22 protein-coding genes are annotated in these 24111 nt (G+C 67.4%); 10 read left to right on the top strand and 12 right to left on the bottom strand.

Annotated elements, in window-relative coordinates; all coding sequences use genetic code 11:
* Positions 1 to 5: 5 nt before the first annotated feature.
* The 7 genes from AC0IYU_RS17965 to AC0IYU_RS17935 all read right to left on the bottom strand — a co-directional run bounded on the left by AC0IYU_RS17965 (position 6) and on the right by AC0IYU_RS17935 (position 7655).
* Positions 6 to 1544: a malonate--CoA ligase gene (locus tag AC0IYU_RS17965; protein WP_472119592.1), complete on the bottom strand. Its 1539-nt coding sequence runs from the start codon at positions 1542 to 1544 to the stop codon at positions 6 to 8.
* Positions 1545 to 1567: 23 nt separating this feature from the next.
* The gene (locus tag AC0IYU_RS17960) at positions 1568 to 2347 is read right to left on the bottom strand and encodes an enoyl-CoA hydratase/isomerase family protein (protein ID WP_472119589.1); all 780 of its coding nucleotides are present in this window, start codon (positions 2345 to 2347) and stop codon (positions 1568 to 1570) included.
* The gene (locus AC0IYU_RS17955) at positions 2344 to 3330 is read right to left on the bottom strand and encodes a Bug family tripartite tricarboxylate transporter substrate binding protein (protein WP_435435907.1); all 987 of its coding nucleotides are present in this window, start codon (positions 3328 to 3330) and stop codon (positions 2344 to 2346) included. The genes AC0IYU_RS17960 and AC0IYU_RS17955 overlap by 4 nt, the downstream gene beginning before the upstream one ends.
* A 99-nt stretch (positions 3331 to 3429) precedes the next feature.
* A complete protein-coding gene (locus AC0IYU_RS17950; protein ID WP_472119586.1) occupies positions 3430 to 4896 on the bottom strand; it encodes a malonyl-CoA decarboxylase in 1467 nt (488 codons plus the stop codon).
* A gap of 28 nt (positions 4897 to 4924) precedes the next feature.
* Positions 4925 to 5593, bottom strand: coding sequence for a GntR family transcriptional regulator (locus tag AC0IYU_RS17945; RefSeq protein ID WP_472119583.1), 669 nt, complete (start codon positions 5591 to 5593; stop codon positions 4925 to 4927).
* Positions 5594 to 5731: 138 nt separating this feature from the next.
* Entirely contained in the window at positions 5732 to 6562 is an 831-nt protein-coding gene (gene lgt, locus AC0IYU_RS17940; RefSeq protein WP_435483615.1) for a prolipoprotein diacylglyceryl transferase, read from the bottom strand.
* A gap of 133 nt (positions 6563 to 6695) precedes the next feature.
* Complete coding sequence (locus tag AC0IYU_RS17935; protein WP_472119581.1) at positions 6696 to 7655, bottom strand: LysR family transcriptional regulator; 960 nt, start codon at positions 7653 to 7655, stop codon at positions 6696 to 6698.
* A 100-nt stretch (positions 7656 to 7755) separates the two neighbouring features.
* Between AC0IYU_RS17935 and ilvD the strand changes: the two genes are divergently transcribed.
* Positions 7756 to 9450 (top strand): dihydroxy-acid dehydratase, encoded by a 1695-nt coding sequence (ilvD, locus tag AC0IYU_RS17930; protein WP_472119578.1) that lies wholly within the window; start codon positions 7756 to 7758, stop codon positions 9448 to 9450.
* 125 nt (positions 9451 to 9575) lie between these two features.
* Here ilvD and AC0IYU_RS17925 read toward each other — a convergent pair whose 3' ends face one another.
* The gene (locus AC0IYU_RS17925; RefSeq protein ID WP_435483612.1) at positions 9576 to 9827 is read right to left on the bottom strand and encodes a TIGR04438 family Trp-rich protein; all 252 of its coding nucleotides are present in this window, start codon (positions 9825 to 9827) and stop codon (positions 9576 to 9578) included.
* Positions 9828 to 9934: 107 nt separating this feature from the next.
* Between AC0IYU_RS17925 and AC0IYU_RS17920 the strand changes: the two genes are divergently transcribed.
* Entirely contained in the window at positions 9935 to 10249 is a 315-nt protein-coding gene (locus AC0IYU_RS17920) for a c-type cytochrome (protein ID WP_472119575.1), read from the top strand.
* 15 nt (positions 10250 to 10264) lie between these two features.
* Here AC0IYU_RS17920 and AC0IYU_RS17915 read toward each other — a convergent pair whose 3' ends face one another.
* Positions 10265 to 10765, bottom strand: a complete 501-nt coding sequence (locus AC0IYU_RS17915) for a LapA family protein (protein ID WP_472119572.1) — start codon at positions 10763 to 10765, stop codon at positions 10265 to 10267.
* 129 nt (positions 10766 to 10894) lie between these two features.
* The gene (gene acs, locus AC0IYU_RS17910; RefSeq protein WP_472119569.1) at positions 10895 to 12892 is read right to left on the bottom strand and encodes an acetate--CoA ligase; all 1998 of its coding nucleotides are present in this window, start codon (positions 12890 to 12892) and stop codon (positions 10895 to 10897) included.
* 146 nt (positions 12893 to 13038) lie between these two features.
* On the opposite strand from acs, the gene AC0IYU_RS17905 reads away from it, so the two are divergent.
* Positions 13039 to 13674: a YqhA family protein gene (locus tag AC0IYU_RS17905; protein WP_435435894.1), complete on the top strand. Its 636-nt coding sequence runs from the start codon at positions 13039 to 13041 to the stop codon at positions 13672 to 13674.
* 19 nt (positions 13675 to 13693) lie between these two features.
* Here AC0IYU_RS17905 and AC0IYU_RS17900 read toward each other — a convergent pair whose 3' ends face one another.
* Positions 13694 to 14617, bottom strand: coding sequence for a LysR family transcriptional regulator (locus tag AC0IYU_RS17900; RefSeq protein WP_472119566.1), 924 nt, complete (start codon positions 14615 to 14617; stop codon positions 13694 to 13696).
* 112 nt (positions 14618 to 14729) lie between these two features.
* On the opposite strand from AC0IYU_RS17900, the gene AC0IYU_RS17895 reads away from it, so the two are divergent.
* A complete protein-coding gene (locus AC0IYU_RS17895) occupies positions 14730 to 15347 on the top strand; it encodes an NAD(P)-dependent oxidoreductase (RefSeq protein ID WP_472119563.1) in 618 nt (205 codons plus the stop codon).
* A 63-nt stretch (positions 15348 to 15410) separates the two neighbouring features.
* Here AC0IYU_RS17895 and fumC read toward each other — a convergent pair whose 3' ends face one another.
* Positions 15411 to 16808, bottom strand: coding sequence for a class II fumarate hydratase (gene fumC, locus AC0IYU_RS17890; RefSeq protein ID WP_472119560.1), 1398 nt, complete (start codon positions 16806 to 16808; stop codon positions 15411 to 15413).
* A gap of 560 nt (positions 16809 to 17368) precedes the next feature.
* Here fumC and proV point away from each other — a divergent pair.
* From proV to AC0IYU_RS17860, 6 genes are all read left to right on the top strand, one after another.
* Positions 17369 to 18622 (top strand): glycine betaine/L-proline ABC transporter ATP-binding protein ProV, encoded by a 1254-nt coding sequence (gene proV, locus AC0IYU_RS17885; protein WP_472119557.1) that lies wholly within the window; start codon positions 17369 to 17371, stop codon positions 18620 to 18622.
* A gap of 20 nt (positions 18623 to 18642) precedes the next feature.
* A complete protein-coding gene (gene proW, locus AC0IYU_RS17880) occupies positions 18643 to 19833 on the top strand; it encodes a glycine betaine/L-proline ABC transporter permease ProW (RefSeq protein ID WP_472119554.1) in 1191 nt (396 codons plus the stop codon).
* A gap of 32 nt (positions 19834 to 19865) precedes the next feature.
* Positions 19866 to 20882 carry a glycine betaine/L-proline ABC transporter substrate-binding protein ProX gene (proX, locus tag AC0IYU_RS17875; RefSeq protein WP_472119687.1) on the top strand — a complete coding sequence of 339 codons (1017 nt, stop codon included), beginning with the start codon at positions 19866 to 19868 and terminating at the stop codon, positions 20880 to 20882.
* A 78-nt stretch (positions 20883 to 20960) separates the two neighbouring features.
* The gene (locus tag AC0IYU_RS17870) at positions 20961 to 22514 is read left to right on the top strand and encodes a fumarate hydratase (RefSeq protein WP_472119551.1); all 1554 of its coding nucleotides are present in this window, start codon (positions 20961 to 20963) and stop codon (positions 22512 to 22514) included.
* Positions 22511 to 23305, top strand: a complete 795-nt coding sequence (murI, locus tag AC0IYU_RS17865) for a glutamate racemase (RefSeq protein WP_472119548.1) — start codon at positions 22511 to 22513, stop codon at positions 23303 to 23305. The genes AC0IYU_RS17870 and murI overlap by 4 nt, the downstream gene beginning before the upstream one ends.
* A 13-nt stretch (positions 23306 to 23318) precedes the next feature.
* Positions 23319 to 24098 (top strand): PA3715 family protein, encoded by a 780-nt coding sequence (locus tag AC0IYU_RS17860; protein WP_472119545.1) that lies wholly within the window; start codon positions 23319 to 23321, stop codon positions 24096 to 24098.
* Positions 24099 to 24111 lie beyond the last annotated feature (13 nt).

The raw sequence follows: 24111 nt of genomic DNA, 5'->3' as shown, positions 1-24111 counted from the left end.
TGGCCTCAGGCAGCGAACAACGCCTTGTGCTCCGCGCGCAGCAGCGCCTTCTGCACCTTGCCCATGGTGTTGCGCGGCAGTTCCGGCACCACGAAGCAGCGCTTGGGAATCTTGAAGTTCGCGAGCTTCGACTTCAGGTCGGCCACGATGGCTTCGGCATCGAGCGCCGCACCCGCCTTCGCAACGACGATGGCCACGCCCACCTCGCCGAAGTCGGGGTGCGGCACGCCGACCACGGCGCTTTCGGCCACGCCGGCCATCTCGTTGATGTAGCCCTCGATCTCGGCCGGGTACACGTTGTAGCCGCCGCTGATGATCAGGTCCTTGCTGCGCCCGACGATGGTGATGTAGCCCAGGCCGTCGATCTTGCCGACGTCGCCGGTCTTGAAGAAGCCGTCGGCGGTGAACTCTTCCTTCGTCTTCTCGGGCATGCGCCAGTAGCCCGCGAACACGTTGGGACCGCTGACCTGGATGTTGCCTATTTCGTCGGTGGTGCAGTCGCGCCCGCTGTCGTCGCGCACGCGCAGCTGCACGCCCGGCAGCGCAAAGCCGACGGTGCCGCCGCGGCGCTCGCCCTGTTCGGGCCTGTAGGGGTTGGAAGTGAGCATGGCCGTCTCGCTCATGCCGTAGCGCTCCAGGATGGTGTGGCCGGTGCGCTCGCGCCATTCGTCGAAGGTCTCGATGAGCAAGGGCGCGGAGCCCGCGATGAACAGGCGCATGTTGCGCACCGCCTTGCGCGTGAGGCCCGGCTCTGCCAGCAGGCGCACGTACAGCGTGGGCACGCCCATGAACACGGTCGCCTCGGGCAGTTTCTGCACGATGCGCTGGGGGTCGAACTTCGAGAACCACAGCATCTTGCTGCCGTTGAGCAGCGCGCCGTGCAGCGCCACGAACAGGCCGTGCACGTGGAAGATGGGCAGCGCGTGGATCAGCACGTCGCCTTCGGTCCAGCCCCAGTAGTCCTTCAGCACCTCGGCGTTCGACAGCAGGTTGGCATGCGTGAGCATCGCGCCCTTGCTGCGCCCGGTGGTGCCGCTGGTGTACAGGATGGCGGCCATGTCGTCGGCCTTGCGCTCGGCCACCGCATGCTGGTCGCTGCACTGCGCGGCCACTTCGAGCAGCGTGCCGGTGCGGTCGTCGTCCAGCGTGAACACGTGCCGGGTGCCCGCCGCATTGGCGATGGGCCCGACCCACGACGCGTTGCGGCTGGTGCACACCACCACGGCCGGCTCGGCGTTGTCGAGGAAGTATTCGATCTCTGCGCTCTGGTAGGCGGTGTTCAGCGGCAGGAACACGTAGCCCGCGCGCAGCGTGGCCAGGTACAGCAGCATCGCCTCGACCGACTTCTCGACCTGCACCGCGATGCGCGCGCCTTTCTCGAGCGCGAGGGCCTCGAACAGGTTGGCGATCATGGCGCTGGCGCGTTCGATGTCGCGCCACGAATAGAACAGGCCGCTCTCGGTCTCGACGGCAATGCCGTCGAGGTCGGCGGGGAAAGCCGCGCGCAGGGCGGCGAACAAGTTGGCGTTGGCGGTTTTCTTCATCGCTTCTTCTGTGAACAGGACCTTCAGAAATTCGGGGTGCGCTTGGCAAGGAAGGCGGCAATGCCCTCGCGGTGCTCGGCGGAGTCGGCGTAGTCGTAGGCGGTGGCCAGCAGGCTGTGGGCCGAGGGGGCGCCGGCCCTCAGGGCGGCGAAGGTCTTCTTGTGCAGCCGCGCCGTCTGCGGCGCCAGGGCGGCGATGCGCGCTGCATGCGCCTGCACGGCGGCGGCCACTTCGTCGTCGGGCAGCACCGTCAGCAGGAAGCCCGCGTCGTACAGGCGCTGCGCGCCGTGCACGCCGGCAGCCAGCAGCATGTCGCGCGCAAGCACGTCGCCGATGGCGCCATGCACCAGCGCTGCTTCGCGCGGCGCCATCGGGAATCCCAGCTTGGCAATGGGCGCACCGAACTTGGCGGACGCACCGGCCAGGCGGATGTCGCAGCAGCTCGCAATCTCGATGCCCGCGCCCATGCAGGCACCCTCGATCTGCGCGACCAGGGGCAGCGGGCAGTCGAGCATCGCCTGCAGCGCGGCCCATACCTCGTTCTCGTGGAACTCGCGCAGGCTGGGCTCTTCGAAGCGGAACGACGGGTACTCGGAAATGTCGCCGCCCGCGCAGAAGGCGCCGCCCTCGCCGCGCACCACGACGCAGCGCAAACCCGCATCGTCGTTGCGCAGTCCCTCGAACACCGCACGCAACTCACGCCACATGGCGCGCGTCATGGCGTTGAGGCGCCCCGCGTTCGACAGCATGACGACTGCAACGGCGCCCTCCCGGCGCCACGAGATACTGCTGCCAGGCGTCATTCGATCTTCGCGCCCGAGGCCTTCACCACCGTGGCCCAGCGCTTGATTTCGGCGCTCACGAAACTGCCGTAGGCAGCGCCGGTGAGCGTCGGGATTTCCGAGCCGTTCTGGGCCCAGATGTTCTTGATGTCGTCGGCCGCAAGAATCTTCTTCATCTCGTCAATGATCTGCGGCTGCACGTCTGCCGGCGTGCGCTTGGGCGCCCACAGGCCGTACCAGGTGGTCACGGTGTAGTCGGGCAGGCCGACCTCGGCGGCGCACGGCACATCGGGGAACGCAGGGTTGCGCTTGGCGCCCGCCACCATCAGCGCCTTGATGCGACCGCTCTTGATGTACTGGGCCGAGGAGCCGAGGCCGTCGAACATCAGGTCGACGTTGCCGGAGATCAGGTCGGCCAGCGCCGGGCCCGCGCCGCGGTAGGGAATGTGGGTGATGAAGGTGCCGGTCTGCAGCTTGAACAGTTCGCCCGCCAGGTGGTGCGAGGTGCCCGCGCCGGCCGAGCCGTAGTTCAGCTTGCCGGGGTTGGCCTTGGCCAGCGCGATGAACTCCTTGATGGTCGTGGCCTGCACGCGGCGCGGGTTGACCACAACCACCTGCGGCACGTTGGCCAACAGCATCAGCGGCACGAAGTCTTTCTCGATGTCGTAGTCGAGCCGGGGGTAGACCGACGGCGCAATGGCGTGGTGCACCGCGCCCATGAACAGCGAGTAGCCGTCGGCGGGCGCCTTCGCGGCAATGCTCGCCCCCAGCGTGCCGCCCGCGCCGCCGCGGTTGTCGATGATGAGCGACTGGTTCGTCAGCCGCGAGAACTGGCCCGAGAGCGGCCGCGCGAAGGCGTCGGTGCCGCCGCCGGCCGGGAACGGCACGACCATCGTCACCGGCTTGGTCGGCCAGCTTTGCTGGGCGCGCGCGGCACCGCTCAGAACGGCCGCACCGGCGGCGGCCACGCGCAAGATGTCACGGCGTTGAAAACCTGGGTTCATTTGTCTCATCTCCTGTCGTTGTGGATTCTGCCGCCCCGTGCGGCTACTTGACTCGGTCGCCGGCGCGCAGTCGCACTGCTGCCGGCCTACGAACAACCATCAGCCTTTCTTGAAGTACAGGCTTTCGATGTCTCCCGATACAGCGACCTTGCCGTCGGCCAGCCAGGTGCGGTGTTTGTCCAGGCGCTTGAGGTCATAGAGGTAGTTGACCATGAGCCCGTAAGACTGCTTGTGCCCCTTGGGCGATGGGTCGCCCGCCCAGTTCAGGCGCTCCACGCGGGCGCCATTGCCCAGGTGGAAGCGCGCGACCGGATCGGCCGGCGTGCCGTCGACCAGCGCTCGGCCGAGGTACTCGGCGGCGGCCTGCATCAGCCACTGGCGCAGCGGCGACCTGGTGTCGAAGGTGGCGGCCGCGTCCACGGCCGCGAGCAGGCGTTCGGCGGTGGGCGGCAGCGAGCCGATGAGGCGGCCGATTTCGGCCTCGCGCTTCTCGTCCAGGCGCGGCAGCAGCTCGGCCGCGTTCTTCGCGAGCCAGGTGCGGAAACCCGGAATCGGCGACAGCGTGGCAAAGCTCTTGAGGCGCGGCAACTCCTCCTGCAGCGTCTCGACCACGCGCTTGATGAGCGAGTCGCCGAAGCTCACGCCGCGCAGGCCGTTCTGCGTGTTGCTGATGGAATAGAAGATTGCGGTGGTGGCCTTGGCGGGCAGCACCGGCGCGGCAGCCTCGTCGAGCAGCGGCGTGATGCCCTCGCTGATGCGGTCGACCAGCGCCACCTCCACGAAGATCAGCGGCTCGTTCGGCAGGCGCGGATGAAAGAAGCCGTAGCAGCGGCGGTCGCTGTCGTCGAGCCGGTTCTTCACGTCGGACCAGCTCTTGATGTCGTGCACCGCCTCGTAGCGGATGAGCTTCTCGATGAGCGAAGCCGGCGAGTCCCAGTCGATGCGGCGCAGCTCGAGGAAGGCGACGTCGAACCAGGTGGAGAAGAGGTGTTCCAGCTCGGCATCGAGCGAGAGCAGGCGCTTGTCGGCCTTCAGGTTGGGCAGCAGGTCGGCGCGCAGGTCGACCAGGAAGCGCATGCCCTCGGGCTCGACCGCGAAGCGCTGCAGCAGGCGCATGCGCGGCGACACCAGCGCGCGGCGCAGGCGCAATTCGGCTTGTCCCTCGTCAGGCGTGCCGACAGCGCCCTGGTGCTGGTCGCGGGCGGTCTTGAGCTTTTGTGCGTCGGCGGCGAAATGCTCGCTCATCAATGCCCAGTAGTCGCGGCGCTCCTCGACCGGGGCGGCGCGGTACGCCTCGGCAATGGCGTGGGCCCGCCGGCCGCCTTCGACCTCGCTCACCCGCGGGTCGATCACGGCCTGCAGCTCGGCCAGCACGCGGCGCAAGGCGCGCGGCGACAGGGCCTCGTCGGCCTTGCGCAGGGTGACCTGCAGGCGCTCGGCGGTGGAGCGCGCGCTGGGCTTGGGCGCATTCTTCGGTGCGCTCTTCGCGGCGGTTTCGGGTGCCACGGGCACCTTGGCGTTGTCGCCAGAACGCAGCCGCGCCTGGAACCATTCGGTCGCACTCATCGGGACACTCCCATGGGGGCGGGGGCCGTCACGGCATCACCCTGGATTTCTGTTGGCGCATGACTTCGCGCAGCGCCTCGCGCTGGCGCGTCATGTGCGTGCGCATGGCGGCATCGGCACCTTCGCTGTCGCGCGCCTTGAGCGCCGCGAACACGGCCAGGTGCTCCGACAGGCTCTGGTCGAGCCGCCCCGGCGCATGCAGCTGCTGCAGCCGCGCGAGCTTCAATATCTTTCGCAGGTCGCCGATCACCTGGGCCAGCCACTTGTTGTCGGCCAGCTGGATGATCGCCTCGTGAATGATGTGGTTGGTGGCGTAGTAGTCGTTGATGCGCCGCGCCTTGGCGTGGCGCACCAGCCGTTCGTGCAGCGCGTCGAGCTCGTGCAGTTCGGCGTCGCTGGCGTTGCGGGCCGCCTCGTAGGCGCAGCGGCCCTCGAGCAGCGCGATGACGGGAAAGATCTCGTCGAGGTCGCGCTCGGTCACCTCGTTCACGAAGCAGCCACGGCGCGGCTCGTGCCGCAGCAGGCCTTCGGCGGTGAGCACCTTGAGCGCTTCGCGCAGCGGGGTGCGCGAGATGGACAGGCGCTCGCACAGGGCCGCCTCGTCCACGAAGCTGCCGGGCGCGAGGGTGCCCGCGAAGATCTGCTCGCGCAGCGTGGTGGCGACTTCGTCGTGCAGGGAGTTGGGGACCAGGCGCATGGGAATCGTCAGAACGCAGAACCTTGGAATCGGACTGCGTAATTTCCTGTAATTACGCGTAATTCTGGGCTCGCATCAAATCGGGCGCAAGGCCGCGCAGCCCGTGCGCGGCTGGGACTTACCCTGCGAACTTAGGGCTCAAGCGCGCGCGGCCGCCGTCTTGGTGCCCGCACGGCCGAACCAGAACCACAGTGCGATGCCGGCAACAACCATCGGCACGCTGAGCCATTGGCCCTGGCTCAGGCTGAGCGCGCGCAGGCCGAGGAAGTCGTCGGGCTCGCGGAAGTACTCGGCCACGAAACGCAGCACGCCGTAGCCGATGAGGAACACCGCAGCCACCTGTCCCTGCTTGCGCTCCTTGCGCGCGTAGAGCCACATCACCGCGAAGAGCAGCAACCCTTCGAGCAGGAACTGGTACACCTGCGAAGGATGGCGCGGCAGCATCGAGCCGCTTTGCGGGAACACCATGCCCCAGGGCAGATCGGGGCTGCTGAAGCGGCCCCAGAGTTCGCCGTTGATGAAGTTGCCCACGCGGCCCGCTGCAAGTCCGGTCGGCACGCAGGGCGCGACGAAATCCATCACCTGCCAGAACGGCCGCGCACGCGAATGCGAGAACCAGACCATGGCGCCGATCACGCCGAGCAACCCGCCATGGAAGCTCATGCCGCCCTGCCACACGTAGAGAATTTCGAGCGGATGCGTGAGGTAGAACTCGGGCTTGTAGAACAGGCAATAGCCCAGCCGACCACCGACGATCACGCCCATCACGCCGAGAAAAAGAATGTCCTCGATGTCCTTGCGCTGCCAGGCGCCCGCGCCGACCAGCGAGCGGTACGGCTCATGGCGCAGCCGTCGCGTGCCGAGGAAGTAGAACAGCGCAAAGGCTGCCAGGTAGGTCAGGCCGTACCAGTGGATGGCCACCGGCCCCAGTTGCAGGGCGATGGGGTTGATCTGGGGATACATGAGCATGCGCACGATTGTGCCCGGGCAATTGGCTCACCCCCGGGCTTCGCGCACTTCGTGTCGCTTCGCCTTCCCCCCTCCGGGGGCAACACCCGCGGTCCGGCGAAGCCGGTTCCACGGTGTTGCGCGAAAAAGTCCTTCAGTGCTCGGGTTTATTGCTGTCTTCGCGTCCGCGCTCGCGCACGAAGGCGATGAAGCGGGCCAGTGCCGGGTTGGCGGCTTCCTCCGGCCACACCAGGCTGGTCTCGCAGGCCGGCAGCACCGGCGGGCTGCGGCGCCGCCCGGCCGGCGCGAACTCGTCTGCTCGCCGGTACACCACACCCGCGCGCCGGAACTGCGTGACGCTCTCGGGCACCCAGGCCACGCCGATGCCGCCCGAGACGAGGTTGACGATGGTCTGCATCTGGATCGCCTCCTGTCCGAGCAACGGCGCGCGGCTGGCGGCGTGGTACAGGTCGAAGATCGCGTCGTGCAGCGAGGGCACGATGCGGCGCGGAAACATCACCAGCGGCTCGGCCAGCACATCGGCCAGCCGCAGCGCCGGTGTGCGCGCCAGCGCATGCCGCTCGGGCAGCGCCAGCACCAGCGGCTCCTGCGACACGGCCAGCCGCGCGAGCCCCGGCGGCGCGGCGCCGGGCGAATGCAGCATCAGGCCGGCATCGATCTCGCCGCGCGCGAACGCCTCGAGCTGCACGTCGCCGGTGGCCTCGACCAGCTCGAGCGCCACCTCCGGGCACAGCACTCGGAATTCGCGCACCCACGCCGGCAACCGCTCGAAGCCGACCGTGGAGACGAAGGCGATGCGCACGCGCCCCACCTGCCCCGCCGCCGCCGCGCGCGCCCGGGCCGGCAACGCCTGTGCGCGCGTCAGCAGTTCGCGCACGTCGGGCAGCAGCGCCTCGCCGGCCGGCGTGAGCGCCACGCGTCTTCGGGTGCGGTCGAACAGCACCACGCCCAGCGTCTTCTCCAGCTGGGCGATGGCCTGCGTCACCGGCGGTTGCGTCATGTGCAGCCGCAGCGCGGCGCGGCCGAAGTGCAGTTCCTCGGCCACGGCGACGAACTGGCGCCAGGCGCGCAAGTCGATCAGGGCTTCATTCATATGCCGAGCATATCAATGCGTGCTTAAAAATGGATTGGAAGCAATCAATCAGAAGTCCGATACTTGGGTCCCCCGATCTCCCCACGATAGAAGAGACACCATGGACACCAAGCCAATCCAGATCAACCGCCGCAGCGCCAACATCGTCGAAGGCAAGAGCCGCGCGCCCAACCGCTCCATGTTCTATGCCATGGGCTACGAGGAAAGCGACTTCAAGAAGCCGATGGTCGGCGTCGCCAACGGCCACAGCACCATCACGCCGTGCAACTCGGGCCTGCAGAAGCTGGCCGACGCGGCCATCGAGGGCATCGAGGAAGCCGGCGGCAACGCGCAGGTGTTCGGCACCCCCACCATCTCCGACGGCATGGCCATGGGCACCGAAGGCATGAAGTACTCGCTGGTGAGCCGCGAAGTCATTTCGGACTGCATCGAGACCTGCGTCGGCGGCCAGTGGATGGACGGCGTGCTGGTGGTCGGCGGCTGCGACAAGAACATGCCCGGCGGCCTCATGGGCATGCTGCGCGCCAACGTGCCGGCCATCTACGTGTACGGCGGCACCATCCTGCCGGGCCGCTACAAGGGGCAGGACCTGAACATCGTGAGCGTGTTCGAGGCCGTGGGCCAGAACGCCGCCGGCAACATGAGCGACGAAGACCTGCACGAGATCGAGAAGCGCGCCATTCCCGGCACCGGCTCGTGCGGCGGCATGTACACGGCCAACACCATGTCCAGCGCGTTCGAGGCGCTGGGCATCTCGCTGCCCTACTCGTCCACCATGGCGAATCCGCATGACGAGAAGGCCAACTCGGCCAAGGAATCGGCCAAGGTGCTGATCGAGGCCATCAAGAAGGACCTGAAGCCGCGCGACATCGTGACCAAGAAGGCCATCGAGAACGCGGTGGCCGTGATCATGGCCACGGGCGGCTCGACCAACGCGGTGCTGCACTTCCTGGCGATCGCACACGCGGCCGAGGTCGAGTGGACCATCGACGACTTCGAGCGCATGCGCAAGAAGGTGCCGGTGCTGTGCGACCTGAAGCCCTCGGGCAAGTACCTCGCGGTCGACCTGCACCAGGCCGGCGGCATTCCGCAAGTGATGAAGGTGCTGCTGAAGGCCGGCCTGCTGCACGGCGACTGCATCACCATCAGCGGCCAGACCATCGAGGAAGTGCTGAAGGACGTGCCCGACGTTCCGCGCGCCGACCAGGACGTGATCCGCCCCATCGACAAGCCCATGTACGCCGAAGGCCACCTGGCCATCCTGAAGGGCAACCTCTCGCCCGAAGGCGCGGTCGCCAAGATCACGGGCCTGAAGAACCCGGTCATCACCGGCCCGGCCCGCGTGTTCGACGACGAGCAGTCGGCACTGCAGGCCATCCTGGCCGGCAAGATCGTGGCCGGCGACGTGATGGTGCTGCGCTACCTCGGCCCCAAGGGCGGACCGGGCATGCCGGAAATGCTGGCGCCCACGGGTGCGCTCATCGGCGCGGGCCTGGGCGAAAGCGTGGGGTTGATCACCGACGGCCGTTTTTCGGGCGGTACCTGGGGCATGGTGGTGGGCCACGTGGCGCCCGAGGCCGCGGCCGGCGGCACCATCGCCTTCGTGAACGAAGGCGACTCGATCACCATCGACGCGCACGAACTCAAGCTCGAACTGAACGTGCCCGAAGCCGAGATCGCCAAGCGCCGCGAAGGCTGGAAGGCCCCCGCCCCGCGCTACACGCGCGGCGTGCAGGCCAAGTTCGCTTTCAACGCCTCGAGCGCAAGCTCGGGCGCGGTGCTCGACAAGTTCTGACCAAGGCAAGGTATGGCGTGAAACACCGAGGAACCGGCTCCGCCGGGCCTCAGGTGTTTCGCCCGGCAGGGGAAGGCGAAGCGGACACGAAAGTGCCGCGCAGCCTGGGAGCCTGGGAGCGAGCCCTACCTGCGGCGTTGCCCGTTGCTGGTCTTCATGCCCATGTTGGTCTTCTGGCGGTCGATGCGGTCCTGCTTGCGCCGCTCTTCGCGCTCCATGATCTTGCGCTTGGTGTAGCCCGACGAATCGGCCCAGGCCCACCACGCGAGCGCCATGGCGAACGGCGACAGCACGATCCACCAGCTCCAGCCGGCGACCATGCCCACTTCGAAATACTTGAGGCCTATGCCAAGCAGGCCTAATGCCAGAAACCACATCGCGAATCCCTCCGGGTTGTATTGGCAACGCATCCGTACGCCGTGCACGGCGCTACCTACAATCGCGTTGAGACGAATGTAACCCAGCACTTAACAAATAGATCCCCATGAAAAGAGTCTTGTTGTCGGCAACCCTGGGCCTCGGCCTTGCAGCACTCGCCGCGCCCGCGCTGGCCGACCTGGCCCTGGCAACCTCGAAGAACTGCATGAGCTGCCATGCGGTCGAGCGCAAGGTGCTCGGCCCGTCGTTCAAGGACGTGGCCGCCAAGTACAAGGACGACAAGGGCGCCGTCGACGCCCTTGCCAGCAAGATCATGAAGGGCGGCTCCGGCGTGTGGGGACCGGTGCCGATGCCCGCGAACAACCAAGTCAGCGAAGCCGACGCCAAGAAGCTCGCGGCCTGGGTACTGTCTACGAAGTAAGTACCCCGGCAGGCGTCACGCCTGCGGGTTGATGTCCAACGGCATGGGCCGGCGCTCGATGCGGTCCTCGAGCTGCCCGATGTGCGCCGCCACCGTGTTGTCGGTCTGGTCCGAGCGCAGCCGCACCGCGGTTTCGAGCTGGTCCAGGCGCGCCAGCAGCGCGGTCTGCCGGTCGGCGTTCTGCCCCATGTGCTTGTTTTCCTGTGCTTCGAGAAAGTTGCGCAACTCGGTGAAGCGCGAGGCCTCGGCCTTGTCGGCAAGGTCGCGCTGGACCTGCATTTCCTTGGTGTGGCGCTTGGTGTCGATCAACACCGAGCTGTGCAGGTACAGCACGTAGACCAAGAAGAACGCGGCCAGCACCACGGTGAGGCCCAGCATGATCAGCCCCAGCGGCGCCGTCACGGTCATGAAGCCCAGCCACACCTCGGAGGGCGTGGACAACGCGCCCCAGTTCAGCGCGGCCAGTGCCGCGATGAGCAGCACGATCACAAAAAGAAAAGCGGATCTCACGCCCATGGGGGCCTCCTTCGGAAAGATCGAACACATCGGCGGTTGCCGCGCGCGCCGAGGCGCACGGCTTGTCGACGGGTTTTACCTCAGGCAAAGGGCCGGTCCGCCATCGCGGACCGGAGAGAGGGCCACGTCCTACAGCCGCTCGGACAGCTGTTCGAGGATGGCCGGGTTTTCCAGCGTCGAGGTGTCCTGCGTGATCTCCTCGCCCTTGGCGATGCTGCGCAGCAGGCGCCGCATGATCTTGCCGCTGCGCGTCTTGGGCAGGTTGTCGCCGAAGCGGATGTCCTTGGGCTTGGCGATGGGGCCGATTTCCTTGGCCACCCAGGCGCGCAGCTCGTTGGCGATCTGCTTGGCCTCCTCGCCGGTGGGGCGTGCGCGCTTGAGCACCACGAAGGCGCACACCGCCTCGCCGGTGACGTCGTCGGGGCGGCCCACCACGGCGGCCTCGGCGACGAGGTCGGTCTTCGACACCAGCGCCGATTCGATCTCCATCGTGCCCAGCCGGTGGCCCGACACGTTCAGCACGTCGTCGATGCGCCCGGTGATGCGGAAGTAGCCTCGGTCTTCGCTGCGCACCGCGCCGTCGCCGGCCAGGTAGATCGTGCCGCCCATCTCCTCGGGGAAGTAGCTCTTCTTGAAACGCTCGGGGTCGTTCCAGATGGTGCGGATCATCGAGGGCCAGGGCCGCTTGATGACCAGCATGCCGCCCGCGCCGTTGGGCAGGTCCTTGCCCGTTTCATCGACGATGGCGGCCATGATGCCCGGCAGCGGCAGCGTGCACGAGCCCGGCACCAGCGGAGTGGCGCCCGGCAGCGGCGTGATGACGTGGCCGCCGGTCTCGGTCTGCCAGAAGGTGTCGACGATGGGGCAGCGCTCCCCGCCGATATTGCGGTGGTACCACATCCAGGCTTCCGGGTTGATCGGCTCGCCGACCGAACCGAGGATGCGCAGGCTCGTGAGGTCCCAGTTCTTCGGATGCACCTTCTCGTCGCCCTCGGCCGCCTTGATGAGCGAGCGGATCGCCGTGGGCGCCGTGTAGAACACCGACACCTTGTGCTTCTCGATCATCTGCCAGAAGCGGCCCGCGTGCGGGAAGGTGGGAATGCCCTCGAACACCACCTGCGTGGCGCCGGCCGCCAGGGGCCCGTAGGCGACGTAGGTGTGGCCGGTGATCCAGCCGATGTCGGCCGTGCACCAGAACACGTCTTCGGGGCGGATGTCGAAGGTCCAGTCCATCGTGAGCTTGGCCCACAGCAGGTAGCCGCCGGTGGCGTGCTGCACGCCCTTGGGCTTGCCGGTGGAGCCCGAGGTGTAGAGGATGAACAGCGGGTGCTCGGCGTTCACCGGCACGGGCGCGCATTCGGTGCTCTGGCCCTTGAGCGCTTCGTCGAAGGTCTTGTCGCGGCCTTCGACGCGCGTCCACGCAGTGGGTGTGCGCTCGTAGACGAACACGGTCTTGATCGACTCGCAGCCGCCCAGCGCAATGCCGTCGTCCACGATGGCCTTGAGCGGCAGCTCCTTGCCGCCGCGCAACTGGTAGTTGGCCGTGATGACCGCCACCGCGCCGGCATCGATGATGCGTTCCTGCAGCGCCTTGGCCGAGAAGCCGCCGAACACCACGCTGTGGGTGGCGCCGATGCGCGCGCAGGCCTGCATGGCAATGACGCCCTCGACCGTCATCGGCATGTAGATGACGACGCGGTCGCCCTTCTGGATGCCCGCGGCCTTCAGCGCGTTGGCGAACTGGCTCACGCGGGCGAGCAGTTCCTTGTAGGTGACGTGGGTGACGCTGCCGTCGTCGGCCTCGAAGACGATGGCCGTCTTGTTCTCGACCGGGGTGCCGATGTGCTTGTCGAGGCAGTTGGCGCTGGCGTTGAGTTCGCCGTCGCCGAACCATTCGTAGAACGGGGCCTTCGACTCGTCGAGCGTCCTGGTGAACGGCCGGGTCCACTGCAGGTTGTCCTTGGCCAGACGGGTCCAGAAGCCTTCGAAGTCTTGCTCGGCCTCTTTGCACAGGGCGTCGTAGGCGGCCATGCTGGAGATGCGTGCGCCCTGGGTGGCGCGGGCGTCGGGCGGGAACACGCGGTTCTCGACCAGGACGGATTCAATGTTCTTGGATGCGCTGCTCATGTCTTTTGTCTCCTGGATGGCTGCGGCCGTAATGTCGACGTCCGCACTTACGGGTCACTGACGGTCCGATGTTAGTTCGCAGGGTTATCACGAGTGCGACTTGGGGACACCCCTAGAATATTTGGTCATCCACCACCGGTCTGCCGATGTCCGCTCCCGACCCTTTCGACCCCAGGAACCCGCCCACCCCCCGGACCTTTCCGATGGGGCCGTTGCCACGGCTGATCTTTGCGAGCCGCTGGCTGCAGCTTCCCCTGTACCTGGGCCTGATCGTGGCGCAGGCGGTGTACGTGGTGCACTTCCTGGTCGAGCTGCTGCACCTGGTCGAGGCCGCGTTCGGCAGCCAGACGGCGCTGCAGGCCCTCATCACCAGCATCGGCTACAAGACCACCGTGCCGGTCGCCGCGCTCAACGAGACGGTGATCATGCTGGTGGTGCTGGCACTGATCGACGTGGTCATGATCTCCAACCTGCTGATCATGGTGATCGTGGGCGGCTACGAAACCTTCGTGAGCCGCATGAACCTCGAAGGCCACCGCGACCAGCCCGAGTGGCTGAGCCACGTGAACGCGTCGGTGCTGAAGGTGAAGCTGGCCACCGCCATCATCGGCATCAGCTCCATTCACCTGCTGAAGACCTTCATCAACGCGGACAACTACACCGACCGCGTGCTGATCGCACAGACGGTGATCCACATCACCTTCCTGTTCTCGGCCATCGCCATCGCCTACACCGACAAGCTGATGACTGCGAACGCGAGCCAGGGCAGCGCGCCCCACTGACGGAAAAAGCCCGCGCGCCCTATGCAGCGGTGGCGCGCGGCGCGTCCCACGCCGGCACCTCGGTGAAGCGCTCGGCCAGGAAGTCGAGCATGGTGCGCAAGGTGGCCGGCATGTGCTTGCGCGAGGCATACACCGCGTACATGCCCACCACCTGCGGCTCGAAATCGGCGAACAGCCGCACCAGTTCTCCCGCCTGCAGCAAGGGCGCCGCCAGGTAGGTCGGCAGCATCGCGACACCGGCGCCCGCACGGGCCAGGTACATCAGGCTGGCCGCGTCGTTGGCCGACACATTGCCCCCCACGGCCACCGAGGCCGGCTCCCCGGTCTGCTTGCGCGTGAAGTTCCACAGGCTGCGCCCGAAGTACGAGTGCGTGAGGCAGTTGCGCTGCGCCAGCTCTTCCACACGCAGCGGCTGTCCGTGCTCCTTCAGGTAGCCCGGAGAGGCGCACACCACCGAGCGGCAGTCGGTGAGCCGGCGCGCGATGAGGTTCGGATCGATCTCCGCCGCAACGCGGATGGCGAGGTCGATGCGCTCGTCCACCAGGTTCACCGCGCGGTCGAGCAGCACCAGGTCGACCGCCACGCCCGGATACAGCCGCACGTAGTCGGCCACCGCATCGGCCAGCTGCGCCTGCGCGAACGAGGTGCTGGTGGTGATGCGCAACTGCCCGCTCGGTGCCTCGGCCGGGTGACGCACGGCGGCCTGCATGTCGAGCGCGAGTTCCAGCACCTGTCGGCAGCGCGGCAGCAGTTCGGCGCCGGCCGCCGTGAGGCTCAGGCGGCGCGTGGTGCGGTGGAGCAGCCGAGCCCCGGTCCATTGCTCCAACTCGGCCACATAGCGCGTGACCACGGGACGGGACATGTCGAGCTTGTCGGCCGCGGCCGAAAGGCTGCCCGCGTCCACCACGTTCACGAACACCCGCATTGCATTCAGTCGGTCCATTCGAACGATTTTAGAAATAAACAAGCGCGCAAATCGAGGTTTTTCTTTCGAAATCAGAAACCTAAGATGAGCTTCATCCCATCCACTTTCAGTCTTTCGACAGGAGTCCCTCATGAGCCACATCGCCATCATCGGCGCCACCGGACGCGCCGGCGGCCGCCTTCTCGAAGAAGCCCTGCGCCGGGGCCACACGGTCACGGCCATTGCCCGCACGGCCAGCGCCAAGCTGGCTGGCCGCGCCAACGTGAAGGCCGTCGACGTCGACGTGCTGGACGCGCCCGCGCTCGAGAAAGCCCTGGCCGGCCACGACGCCGTGTTCAGCGCCGCGCACTTCGCCACCGTGCCGCCCGCGGCCATCGTCGAGCCGGTCAAGCGCGCGGGCGTGAAGCGCCTGCTGGTGGTCGGCGGCGCCGGCAGCCTGTTCGCCGCGCCGGGCCTGAAGGTGATCGACACGCCGAACTTTCCCGACGCCTACCGCGCCGAAGCCTCGGCCGGCGGCGTGTTCCTGGAAGCGCTGCGCAACGAGAAGGAGCTCGACTGGACCTTCCTGTCGCCCTCCGCCGAATTCGTGGAAGGCGAGCGCACGGGCAAGTTCCGCCTGGGCACCGACGACCTGCTGGTGAGCGCCGAAGGCCGCAGCTGGATCAGCTTCGAGGACTACGCGATCGCGTTCATCGACGAGCTGGAAAAGCCTGCGCACCCGCGCCAGCGCTACACGATCGGGTACTGATCGACCCCAACGAAAAAGGACCCGCGAGGGTCCTTTTTTCATGGCGTCATGGGGTTGGCCGGATCAACGGCCCGTCATGTTCTCCGGCACCACCCACTGGTCGAACTGCTCGGCCGTCAGGTGCCCCGAGGCAATCGCCGCTTCACGCAGGCTCGTGCCTTCCTTGTGCGCCTTCTTGGCGATGTAGGCCGACTTGTCGTAGCCGATGTGCGTGTTCAGCGCCGTCACCAGCATCAGCGAACGCTGCACCAGTTCCGTGATGCGTTCGCGGTTCGGCTCGATGCCCACGGCGCAGTGGTCGTTGAAGCTCACCATGCCGTCGGCCAGGAGGCGCACGCTCTGCAGGAAGTTGTGCGCCACCATCGGGCGGAACACGTTCAGCTCGAAGTTGCCCGAAGCGCCGCCGATGTTGATGGCCACGTCGTTGCCGAACACCTGCGCGGCCAGCATCGTGACGGCTTCGCTCTGCGTCGGGTTGACCTTGCCCGGCATGATCGACGAGCCGGGTTCGTTCTCGGGAATGCTCAGTTCGCCGATGCCGCTGCGCGGGCCGCTGGCGAGCCAGCGCACGTCGTTGGCGATCTTGTTCATGCTGGCCGCGAGCGTCTTCAGCGCGCCGTGGGCATGCACCAGCGCATCGACGCTGGCCATGGCCTCGAACTTGTTCGGCGCGGTGATGAAGGGCAGGCCCGTGAGCTTCGCCAGCTCGGCGGCCACCTGTTCCGCATAACCCTTGGGCGCGTTCAGCCCGGTGCCGACGGCCGTGCCGCCCAGTGCCAGTTCGCTCAGGTGCGGCAGCGCGGCGCGCACATGCGCCTCGCCGTGCGCCAGTTGTGCCACATAGCCCGAGAACTCCTGGCCCAGCGTGAGGGGCGTGGCGTCCTGCAGGTGGGTGCGGCCGATCTTCACGATGTCGGCGAAGTCCTTCGCCTTCTGGTCGAGCGTGCCGCGCAGCTTGGCAATGGCGGGCAGCAGCTTGTGCGTGATGGCTTCCACGGCGGCCACGTGCATGGCGGTCGGGAACACGTCGTTGCTCGACTGGCTGCGGTTGACGTCGTCGTTCGGGTGCACGAGGCGCCCTTCCCCGCGCTCTCCGCCGAGAATTTCGCTCGCGCGGTTGGCCAGCACTTCGTTTACGTTCATGTTGGTCTGCGTGCCCGAGCCGGTCTGCCACACCACCAGCGGGAACTCGCCCGGATGCTTGCCTGCAATGACTTCGTCGGCGGCCGCGACGATGGCGTTCGTCTTCTTCTGGTCCTGCAGGCCCAGCGCATGGTTGACCACGGCGGACGCGCGCTTGACCTGGGCCAGCGCCTTGATGATCTCGCGCGGCTGCTGCTCGCCGGAGATGTCGAAGTTCTGCAGCGAGCGCTGCGTTTGCGCGCCCCACAGCTTGTCGGCCGGAACGTCGATCGGGCCGAAGGTGTCACGCTCGGCGCGGGTCTTGTGGGAAGTCGTCATGGAAAAAAGCTCCGGGATCATGAAAGGTTGCGCCGCTGCGGGCGCGGTGCCGGGTCAGAGTATCGGCCAATACGAGTAGCTCGCATCTGACGGGGCCATTGGCCGCTGGCTGACATGACGATACGCCTTGCGTCTTGACTTTCATCATGCCGAAAAGTTATGATCGAAGGCTTCCGACGACCAACAAGTCATGATGATGACGGTGGTTGGTCACCCCTTCACTACTCGCGGATCCCCGAATCCCGTCGCGGTGCAAGGTTCTCCCGCCGGGCCCAGCCCGGCAAAACGGCCGGATCTGTCCGGCCCCATTGCCACGTCACGCTCATCCAGGCGGCGCCCCTCGACCAGGCCCGTTGCCCTGCGAATGAAGCATCCGGCGGGCACTGGTTTCGTCGCCACGTCGTCTTCAGTGCCTGTCGGCAGCCCTTGAGGCCTGCCGGGCCATAGCGCGCGTCTTGCGCGCGCCCCGGCAACCCATCGGCTGATGGCGTGGTCGCCGTCGCCCGCTTGTGGCGATGTTCGTCCACCCCCTCCACAGGGATCACAAGGAGCCCCCGCATATGGCCAAAGGAATTCTCATCGACCACGTTTTCAAGGTCTTCGGCGACGAGCCGCAGCAGGCCCTGGAACTGGTCCAGCAAGGTTTTTCAAAGAAAGAAATCCTGGCGCGCACCGGTCAATCGATCGGCGTGTTCGACGCCACCTTCGAAATCCAGGCTGGAGAAATCTTCGTCATCATGGGTCTCTCGGGCTCGGGCAAGTCCACCCTCGTGCGGCTGCTCAACCGGCTGATCGAGCCCACGGCGGGCCGCATCGTGATCGACGGCGCCGACATCAACGAACACTCCGACGCCAAGCTGCGCGCGTTGCGCCGCAAGGACATCAGCATGGTGTTCCAGTCGTTCGCGCTCATGCCGCACATGACGGTGCGCGAGAACACCGCCTTCGGCCTCGAACTCTCCGGCACGAGCAAGAAAGACCGCCTGGCGCAGGCCGACAAGGCTCTTGCGCAGGTCGGCCTGGCGGGCTGGGGGGCGAGCTACCCCGACGAACTCTCGGGCGGCATGCAGCAGCGCGTGGGCCTGGCTCGCGCGCTGGCCTCCGACCCGTCGATCCTGCTGATGGACGAGGCCTTCTCGGCGCTCGACCCGATCATCCGCACCGAAATGCAGTCGGAGCTGCTGCGCCTGCAGCAGGAACAGCGCCGCACCATCGTCTTCATTTCGCACGACCTGGACGAGGCCATGCGCATCGGCGACCGCATCGCGATCATGAAGGACGGCCAGGTGATCCAGGTCGGCACGCCCGACGAGATCCTGCGCAGTCCCGCCGACGACTACGTGCGCAGCTTCGTGCGCGGCGTGGACGCGGCGGCCGTGTTCAAGGCGGCGGACATCGCGCGCAAGTCGCTCACGGTGGTCAGCGAGCACCCCGAGCGCGGCGCGCGCGCGGCGCTCAAGCTGCTCGAAGACCAGGACCGCGACTTCGCCTACGTGACCAGCCCGACCAAGCGCTTTCTCGGCGTGGTGTCGGCCGACACGCTGCGCGGCGCGCTCGACGGGCATTCGGGCCCGCTGGGACTGCAGCGCGCTTTCCTGGCCGACCTGCCGCGCATCGACGCCGAGGCGCCCGTGGCGGGCCTCATCGGCCAACTCGCGCAGGCGCCCTGCGCGCTGCCGGTGGTGGCGAGCGACGGCCGCTTCTGCGGCGCGATCAGCAAGACGACGCTGCTCAAGTTCCTCGACCGCGAAACGCCGCCCATCGAGCCGGTCGTGCCCAACGCCGCCCCCGCGCTCGCCGCCGAACCGCACTGAATCACGAAGGACCTTGAACGATGAACGACAACACACTTCCTTCCGAGCTGAATGCACCCGCAATGGACGCGCCCATCCTGAACGCGCCTGTCACGCCCTCCCCCGTCGATCCGTGGGAAGCAATGTCCGCCGCGCCTGACACCTCGGCCACCAGCGCCTGGCTCGACGCGCCGGTCGATGCCGCGCATCAACTGGCCGGCGCGCCCGACGCTGCCAGCGGCTTCCAGCTGCATCGCCTGTGGGACGGCTCCCTGCCGGTCGAGTCCTGGATCAACCAGGGCCTGGGCTGGGTGGTGGAGCACTTCCGCCCCTTCTTCCAGACCGTGCGCCTGCCCATTGACAGCACGCTGAACTGGGTGCAGAGCCTGCTGACGGGCCTGCCCACGCTGGCGATGATCGCCCTCGTCGGCCTGCTGGCCTGGCAGTTCGCCGGCCGTGCGTTGGCCATCGGCACCACGGTGGCGCTCTTGCTGGTGGCGATGCTGGGCATCTGGCCTGAAGCGATGGTGACGCTGTCGCTGGTGCTGACCTCGCTGGTGTTCTGCATGGTGATCGGCCTGCCGCTGGGCGTGCTGCTGGCCAGCAGCGACCGCGCGCAACGCATCATGCGGCCGGTGCTGGACGCGATGCAGACCACGCCCGCCTTCGTGTATCTGGTGCCGGTGGTGATGCTGTTCGGCATCGGCAACGTGCCGGGCGTGATCGTGACGATCATCTTCGCGCTGGCCCCGCTGGTGCGCCTGACCAACCTGGGCCTGCGCCAGGTGCGCCCCGACCTCATCGAGGCCGCGCGCGCCTACGGCGCCTCGCCGTGGCAGATGCTGGTGAAGGTGCAGTTGCCGCTGGCCATGCCGTCGATCATGGCGGGCATCAACCAGGCGCTGATGCTGTCGCTGTCGATGGTGGTGATCGCCTCGATGATCGCCGTGGGCGGCCTGGGCCAGATGGTGCTGCGCGGCATCGGCCGGCTCGACATGGGCCTGGCCACCGTGGGCGGCCTGGGCATCGTGCTGCTGGCCATCACGCTGGACCGCCTGACGCAGGCCATGGGCAAGTCGCGCCGCAGCGCCGGGCGCCGCTGGTGGCACACCGGGCCTGCGGGCTTCGCGCTGCGCCTGCTGCAGCGGCTGGTGGGCTCGCCTTCGTCGTCCCCCGCGTCTTCGCGCCAGGGCAACGAGCCCGTTCCCGCCCTGTCCGCGCAAGCGCAATGAACCGCCAAGGAGAAACCAGACGCATGAAGCCAATGAATGTCATCTCACGCGGCATCGCACGCGGTTTTTGGGCCATCGGCTTCGTCGCCGTCGGCCTGGCCGCGAACGTGGCCCACGCCGCCAGCGACCTGCCCGGCAAGGGCGTGAGCGTGCTGCCGCTGAAGAGTTCGCTCGCCGAGGAAGCGTTCCAGACGCTGCTGGTGATGCGCGGGCTCGAAAAGCTCGGCTACACCGTCGAGCCCATGAAGGACCTGGAGCCCGCCACGGAGCACCTGGCCATTGCCAACGGCGACGCCACCTTCATGGCCAACCACTGGAGCCTGCTGCACGCCGACTTCTACAAGAACAGCGGCGGCGACGCCAAGCTGTGGCGCAAGGGTGTGTATTCCGACGGCGCGGTGCAGGGGTACCTGATCGACCGCAGGACGGCCGAGCAATACAACATCACGAACATCGCGCAGTTGAAGGACCCGGCCATCGCGAAGCTGTTCGACGCCGACGGCGACGGCAAGGCCGACCTGACGGGCTGCAACCCCGGCTGGGGCTGCGAGCTGGCCATCGAGAACCACCTGGGCGCCTATCAGTTGCGCGACACGGTCACGCACAAGCAGGGCAGCTATGCCGCGCTGATGGCCGACACGATCGCCCGCTTCAAGCAGGACAAGCCGGTGCTGTACTACACGTGGACGCCGTACTGGGTAAGCGCGGTGCTGCGCCCGGGAACCGACGTGGTGTGGCTGCAGGTGCCTTTTTCTTCGTCGCAGGAGGGCAAGGCCGACACGCAGCTGCCGAACGGCAGGAACTACGGCTTCCAGGCCAACCAGGAACAGATCGTCGCCAACCGCGCCTTCATCGAGAAGAACCCGGCCGCGGCCAAGCTGTTCGAGGTGATGAAGCTGCCGATCAGCGACATCAACGCACAGAACCTGCGCATGAGCCAGGGCGCCAACACGCAGAAGGACGTGGAGCAGCATGCGGACGGGTGGATCCGGGTGCATCAGCAGCTGTTCGACGACTGGATTGCCCAGGCCCGGGCCGCGGCAAGGTAGCACTGCAGCCCGTGGGCGGTGGCTGAGATAATCGGGGGGCGTTTCCCGCGTTTCACACTCCAATAAAAGCCCCCCACCATGACGACCACGATCCAGCAGGCCGACCTGATCGAATCGATCAGCGCCGCGCTGCAGTACATCAGCTACTACCACCCCGCCGACTACATCGCCCACCTGGCCCGTGCCTACGAGCGCGAACAGAGCCCCGCGGCCAAGGACGCCATTGCGCAGATCCTCACCAACAGCAAGATGAGCGCCACGGGGCACCGCCCGATCTGCCAGGACACCGGCATCGTCAACGTGTTCCTCAAGGTCGGCATGGACGTGCGCTGGGGCGGCTTCACCGGCAGCCTGGACGACGCCATCAACGAAGGCGTGCGCCGCGGCTACAACCACCCCGACAACACGCTGCGCGCCTCGGTCGTGGCCGACCCGCAGTTCGACCGCAAGAACACCAAGGACAACACGCCCGCGGTGATCTTCACCGAGATCGTGCCGGGCAACACCGTCGAAGTGACGGTCGCGGCCAAGGGCGGCGGCAGCGAGAACAAGAGCAAGCTGGTCATGCTGAACCCTGGCGACAGCGTGGTCGACTGGGTGCTCAAGACGGTGCCCACCATGGGCGCAGGATGGTGCCCGCCGGGTATGCTGGGCATCGGCATCGGCGGCACCGCCGAGAAGGCCGCGCTGATGGCCAAGGAAAGCCTGATGGACGACCTCGACATGCACGAGCTGCAGGCCAAGAAGGCATCGGGCGCCGAACTCAGCAAGGTCGAGGCGCTGCGCATCGAGCTGTACGAGAAGGTCAATGCGCTGGGCATCGGCGCGCAGGGCCTGGGCGGGCTGGCCACCGTGCTGGACGTCAAGATCAAGATGTACCCGACGCATGCGGCCAGCAAGCCCGTGGCGATGATCCCCAACTGCGCGGCCACCCGCCATGCGCACTTCGTGATGGACGGCAGCGGCGCGGTGTACCTCGACCCGCCTTCGCTCGACCTGTGGCCCAACGTCAACTGGGCACCCGACGAAAAGAAGAGCAAGCGCGTCGACCTCGACAAGCTCACGCCGGCCGAAGTGGCGAGCTGGAAACCCGGCGACACGCTGCTGCTGAACGGCAAGATGCTCACCGGCCGCGACGCGGCGCACAAGCGCATCCAGGACATGCTGGCCAAGGGCGAGAAGCTGCCGGTGGACTTCACGAACCGCGTCATCTACTACGTCGGCCCGGTCGATCCGGTCGGCGACGAGGCCGTGGGCCCCGCCGGTCCGACCACCGCCACGCGCATGGACGGCTTCACCGAAATGATGCTGGCCCAGACCGGCCTGATCGCGATGATCGGCAAGGCCGAGCGCGGACCGGTCGCCATCGAAGCCATCAAGAAGCACAAGAGCGCCTACCTGATGGCCGTGGGCGGCGCCGCCTACCTCGTGAGCAAGGCCATCAAGACCGCCAAGGTGGTGGGCTTCTCGGACCTGGGCATGGAAGCCATCTATGAATTCGACGTGGTCGACATGCCCGTGACGGTGGCGGTCGACGCCGGCGGCACCAGCGCGCACATCACCGGCCCGGCCGAGTGGCAGAAGCGCATCGCCAGCGGCGAGTTCAAGACCATCATGATGGAAGAAGCTTGAGCGACATAGGCGTCTTCGACAGCGGGGTCGGTGGCCTCAGCGTGCTGGCCGCGCTGCGGGCCGAGTTGCCGCACGAGAACTTCGTGTATTTCGCCGACACGGCCTATGCACCGTACGGCGAGCGCGGGGACGCCTATGTCATCGAGCGGTCGCGCGCGGTGGTCGAGCACCTGGTGCGGGAACACCGCATCAAGGCGCTTGTGGTGGCCTGCAACACGGCCACGACCGCCGCCATTCACCTGCTGCGGGCCGAACACCCCGCGCTGCCGATCGTGGGCCTGGAGCCCGGTCTCAAGCCCGCCGTGGCGGCGAGCCGCACCGGACACGTCTCGGTGATGGCCACGCGCGGCACCCTGGCCAGCGCCAAATACGCCGCCTTGCGCGCATCGTTCGCCGGCTCGGCAGAGGTACGGCCGGTGCCCTGCGACGGCCTCGTGAAAGCCATCGAAGGCTTCGACGCGGCTGGCATCGCGACGCTGTGCGAGCGCTACATGACCGAGGCCGGGCCCTTAGGCAACGGCCCCACCGACGTCGACACCGTGGTGCTCGGCTGCACCCACTATCCGCTCGTGAAGGACGCGCTGGCCCGGCATGCGCCGGCCACGCTGCGCTTCATCGATACCGGCGTGCCCGTGGCGCAGCAGACGCGGCGCCTGCTGACGTCCGCCGGCCAACTCGCGGGTGACAGCAACGGCAACGGCACGCTGCGCCTGGAAAGCAGCGGCCACGTCGCCGTGCTCGAAGCCGCGGCCGCACGATGGCTCGGGCTTCCCGCGGCCACCGCGGCCTGACCTGATCGCCCTCATGCGCTTTCTCCGCCAGAGTGCCCTCCTCCTGTGCCTCTCGGCCGCCGGCCTGAGCCACGCAGCCTGCGAGAGCGGCCTGGCCGAGCGCATGCACGCCAAGCTGCATCCCAACCGCCCGCTCGACGAGCGGCTCGCCGCCTGCAAGATCTGGCCGGCCTTCCCCGGGCGCAGCATCGTCGTGCTGCCGATGCCGCGCGAAACCACCGACCGCGGCGCCAAGGTGTTCGACCTCGAGATCCTGCTGATCCAGCGGCCCGACAACGGCAACACCGAGCGCGACACCGTCATAGGCCGGCTCATGCAGCCCGAGGCGCTCGACGAAGACGCGACCACCTCGATCCAGGACATCCGCATCGACACCTCGCGCTACGTGCTGTCGAGCGAGGCCCGCGCCTTCGGCGTGCGCGTGCGCTACCGCGGCACCAGCGCACCGGGTAGCCCGCTGGCGAGCGAAACCGTGCGGCTCTACGTGCACCACGGCAAGCAGTTCCGCCAGGTGCTGCAGGAGGTCGAGCTCGACCACGACAACGGCGGCTGGGACGCCACCTGCACCGGGCACTTCGAGAAGCTGCGCACCATGCTGTCGGTCGGCAAGGCGGTCAGCAACGGCTTTGCCGACCTGCAGCTGTCGCGCACGCTGGTGCAAAGCCGCGCGCAGCAGGAAGAAGACCAAGGCTGCGTGGAGAAGACGCTGCCGGCGAAGTTCAGTGCCGTGACGCTGCGCTACGACGGCGAGCGCTACAAGGTGCCGAAGTCGTTGCTGCAGCAATCGCCCTGAGAGCGCCTAGAAA

It is taken from the genome of Variovorax sp. AC103 (assembly GCF_979254005.1).
The sequence above is the reverse complement of the archived record's forward strand: the minus strand, read 5'-3'. Positions and strand labels throughout refer to the sequence as shown.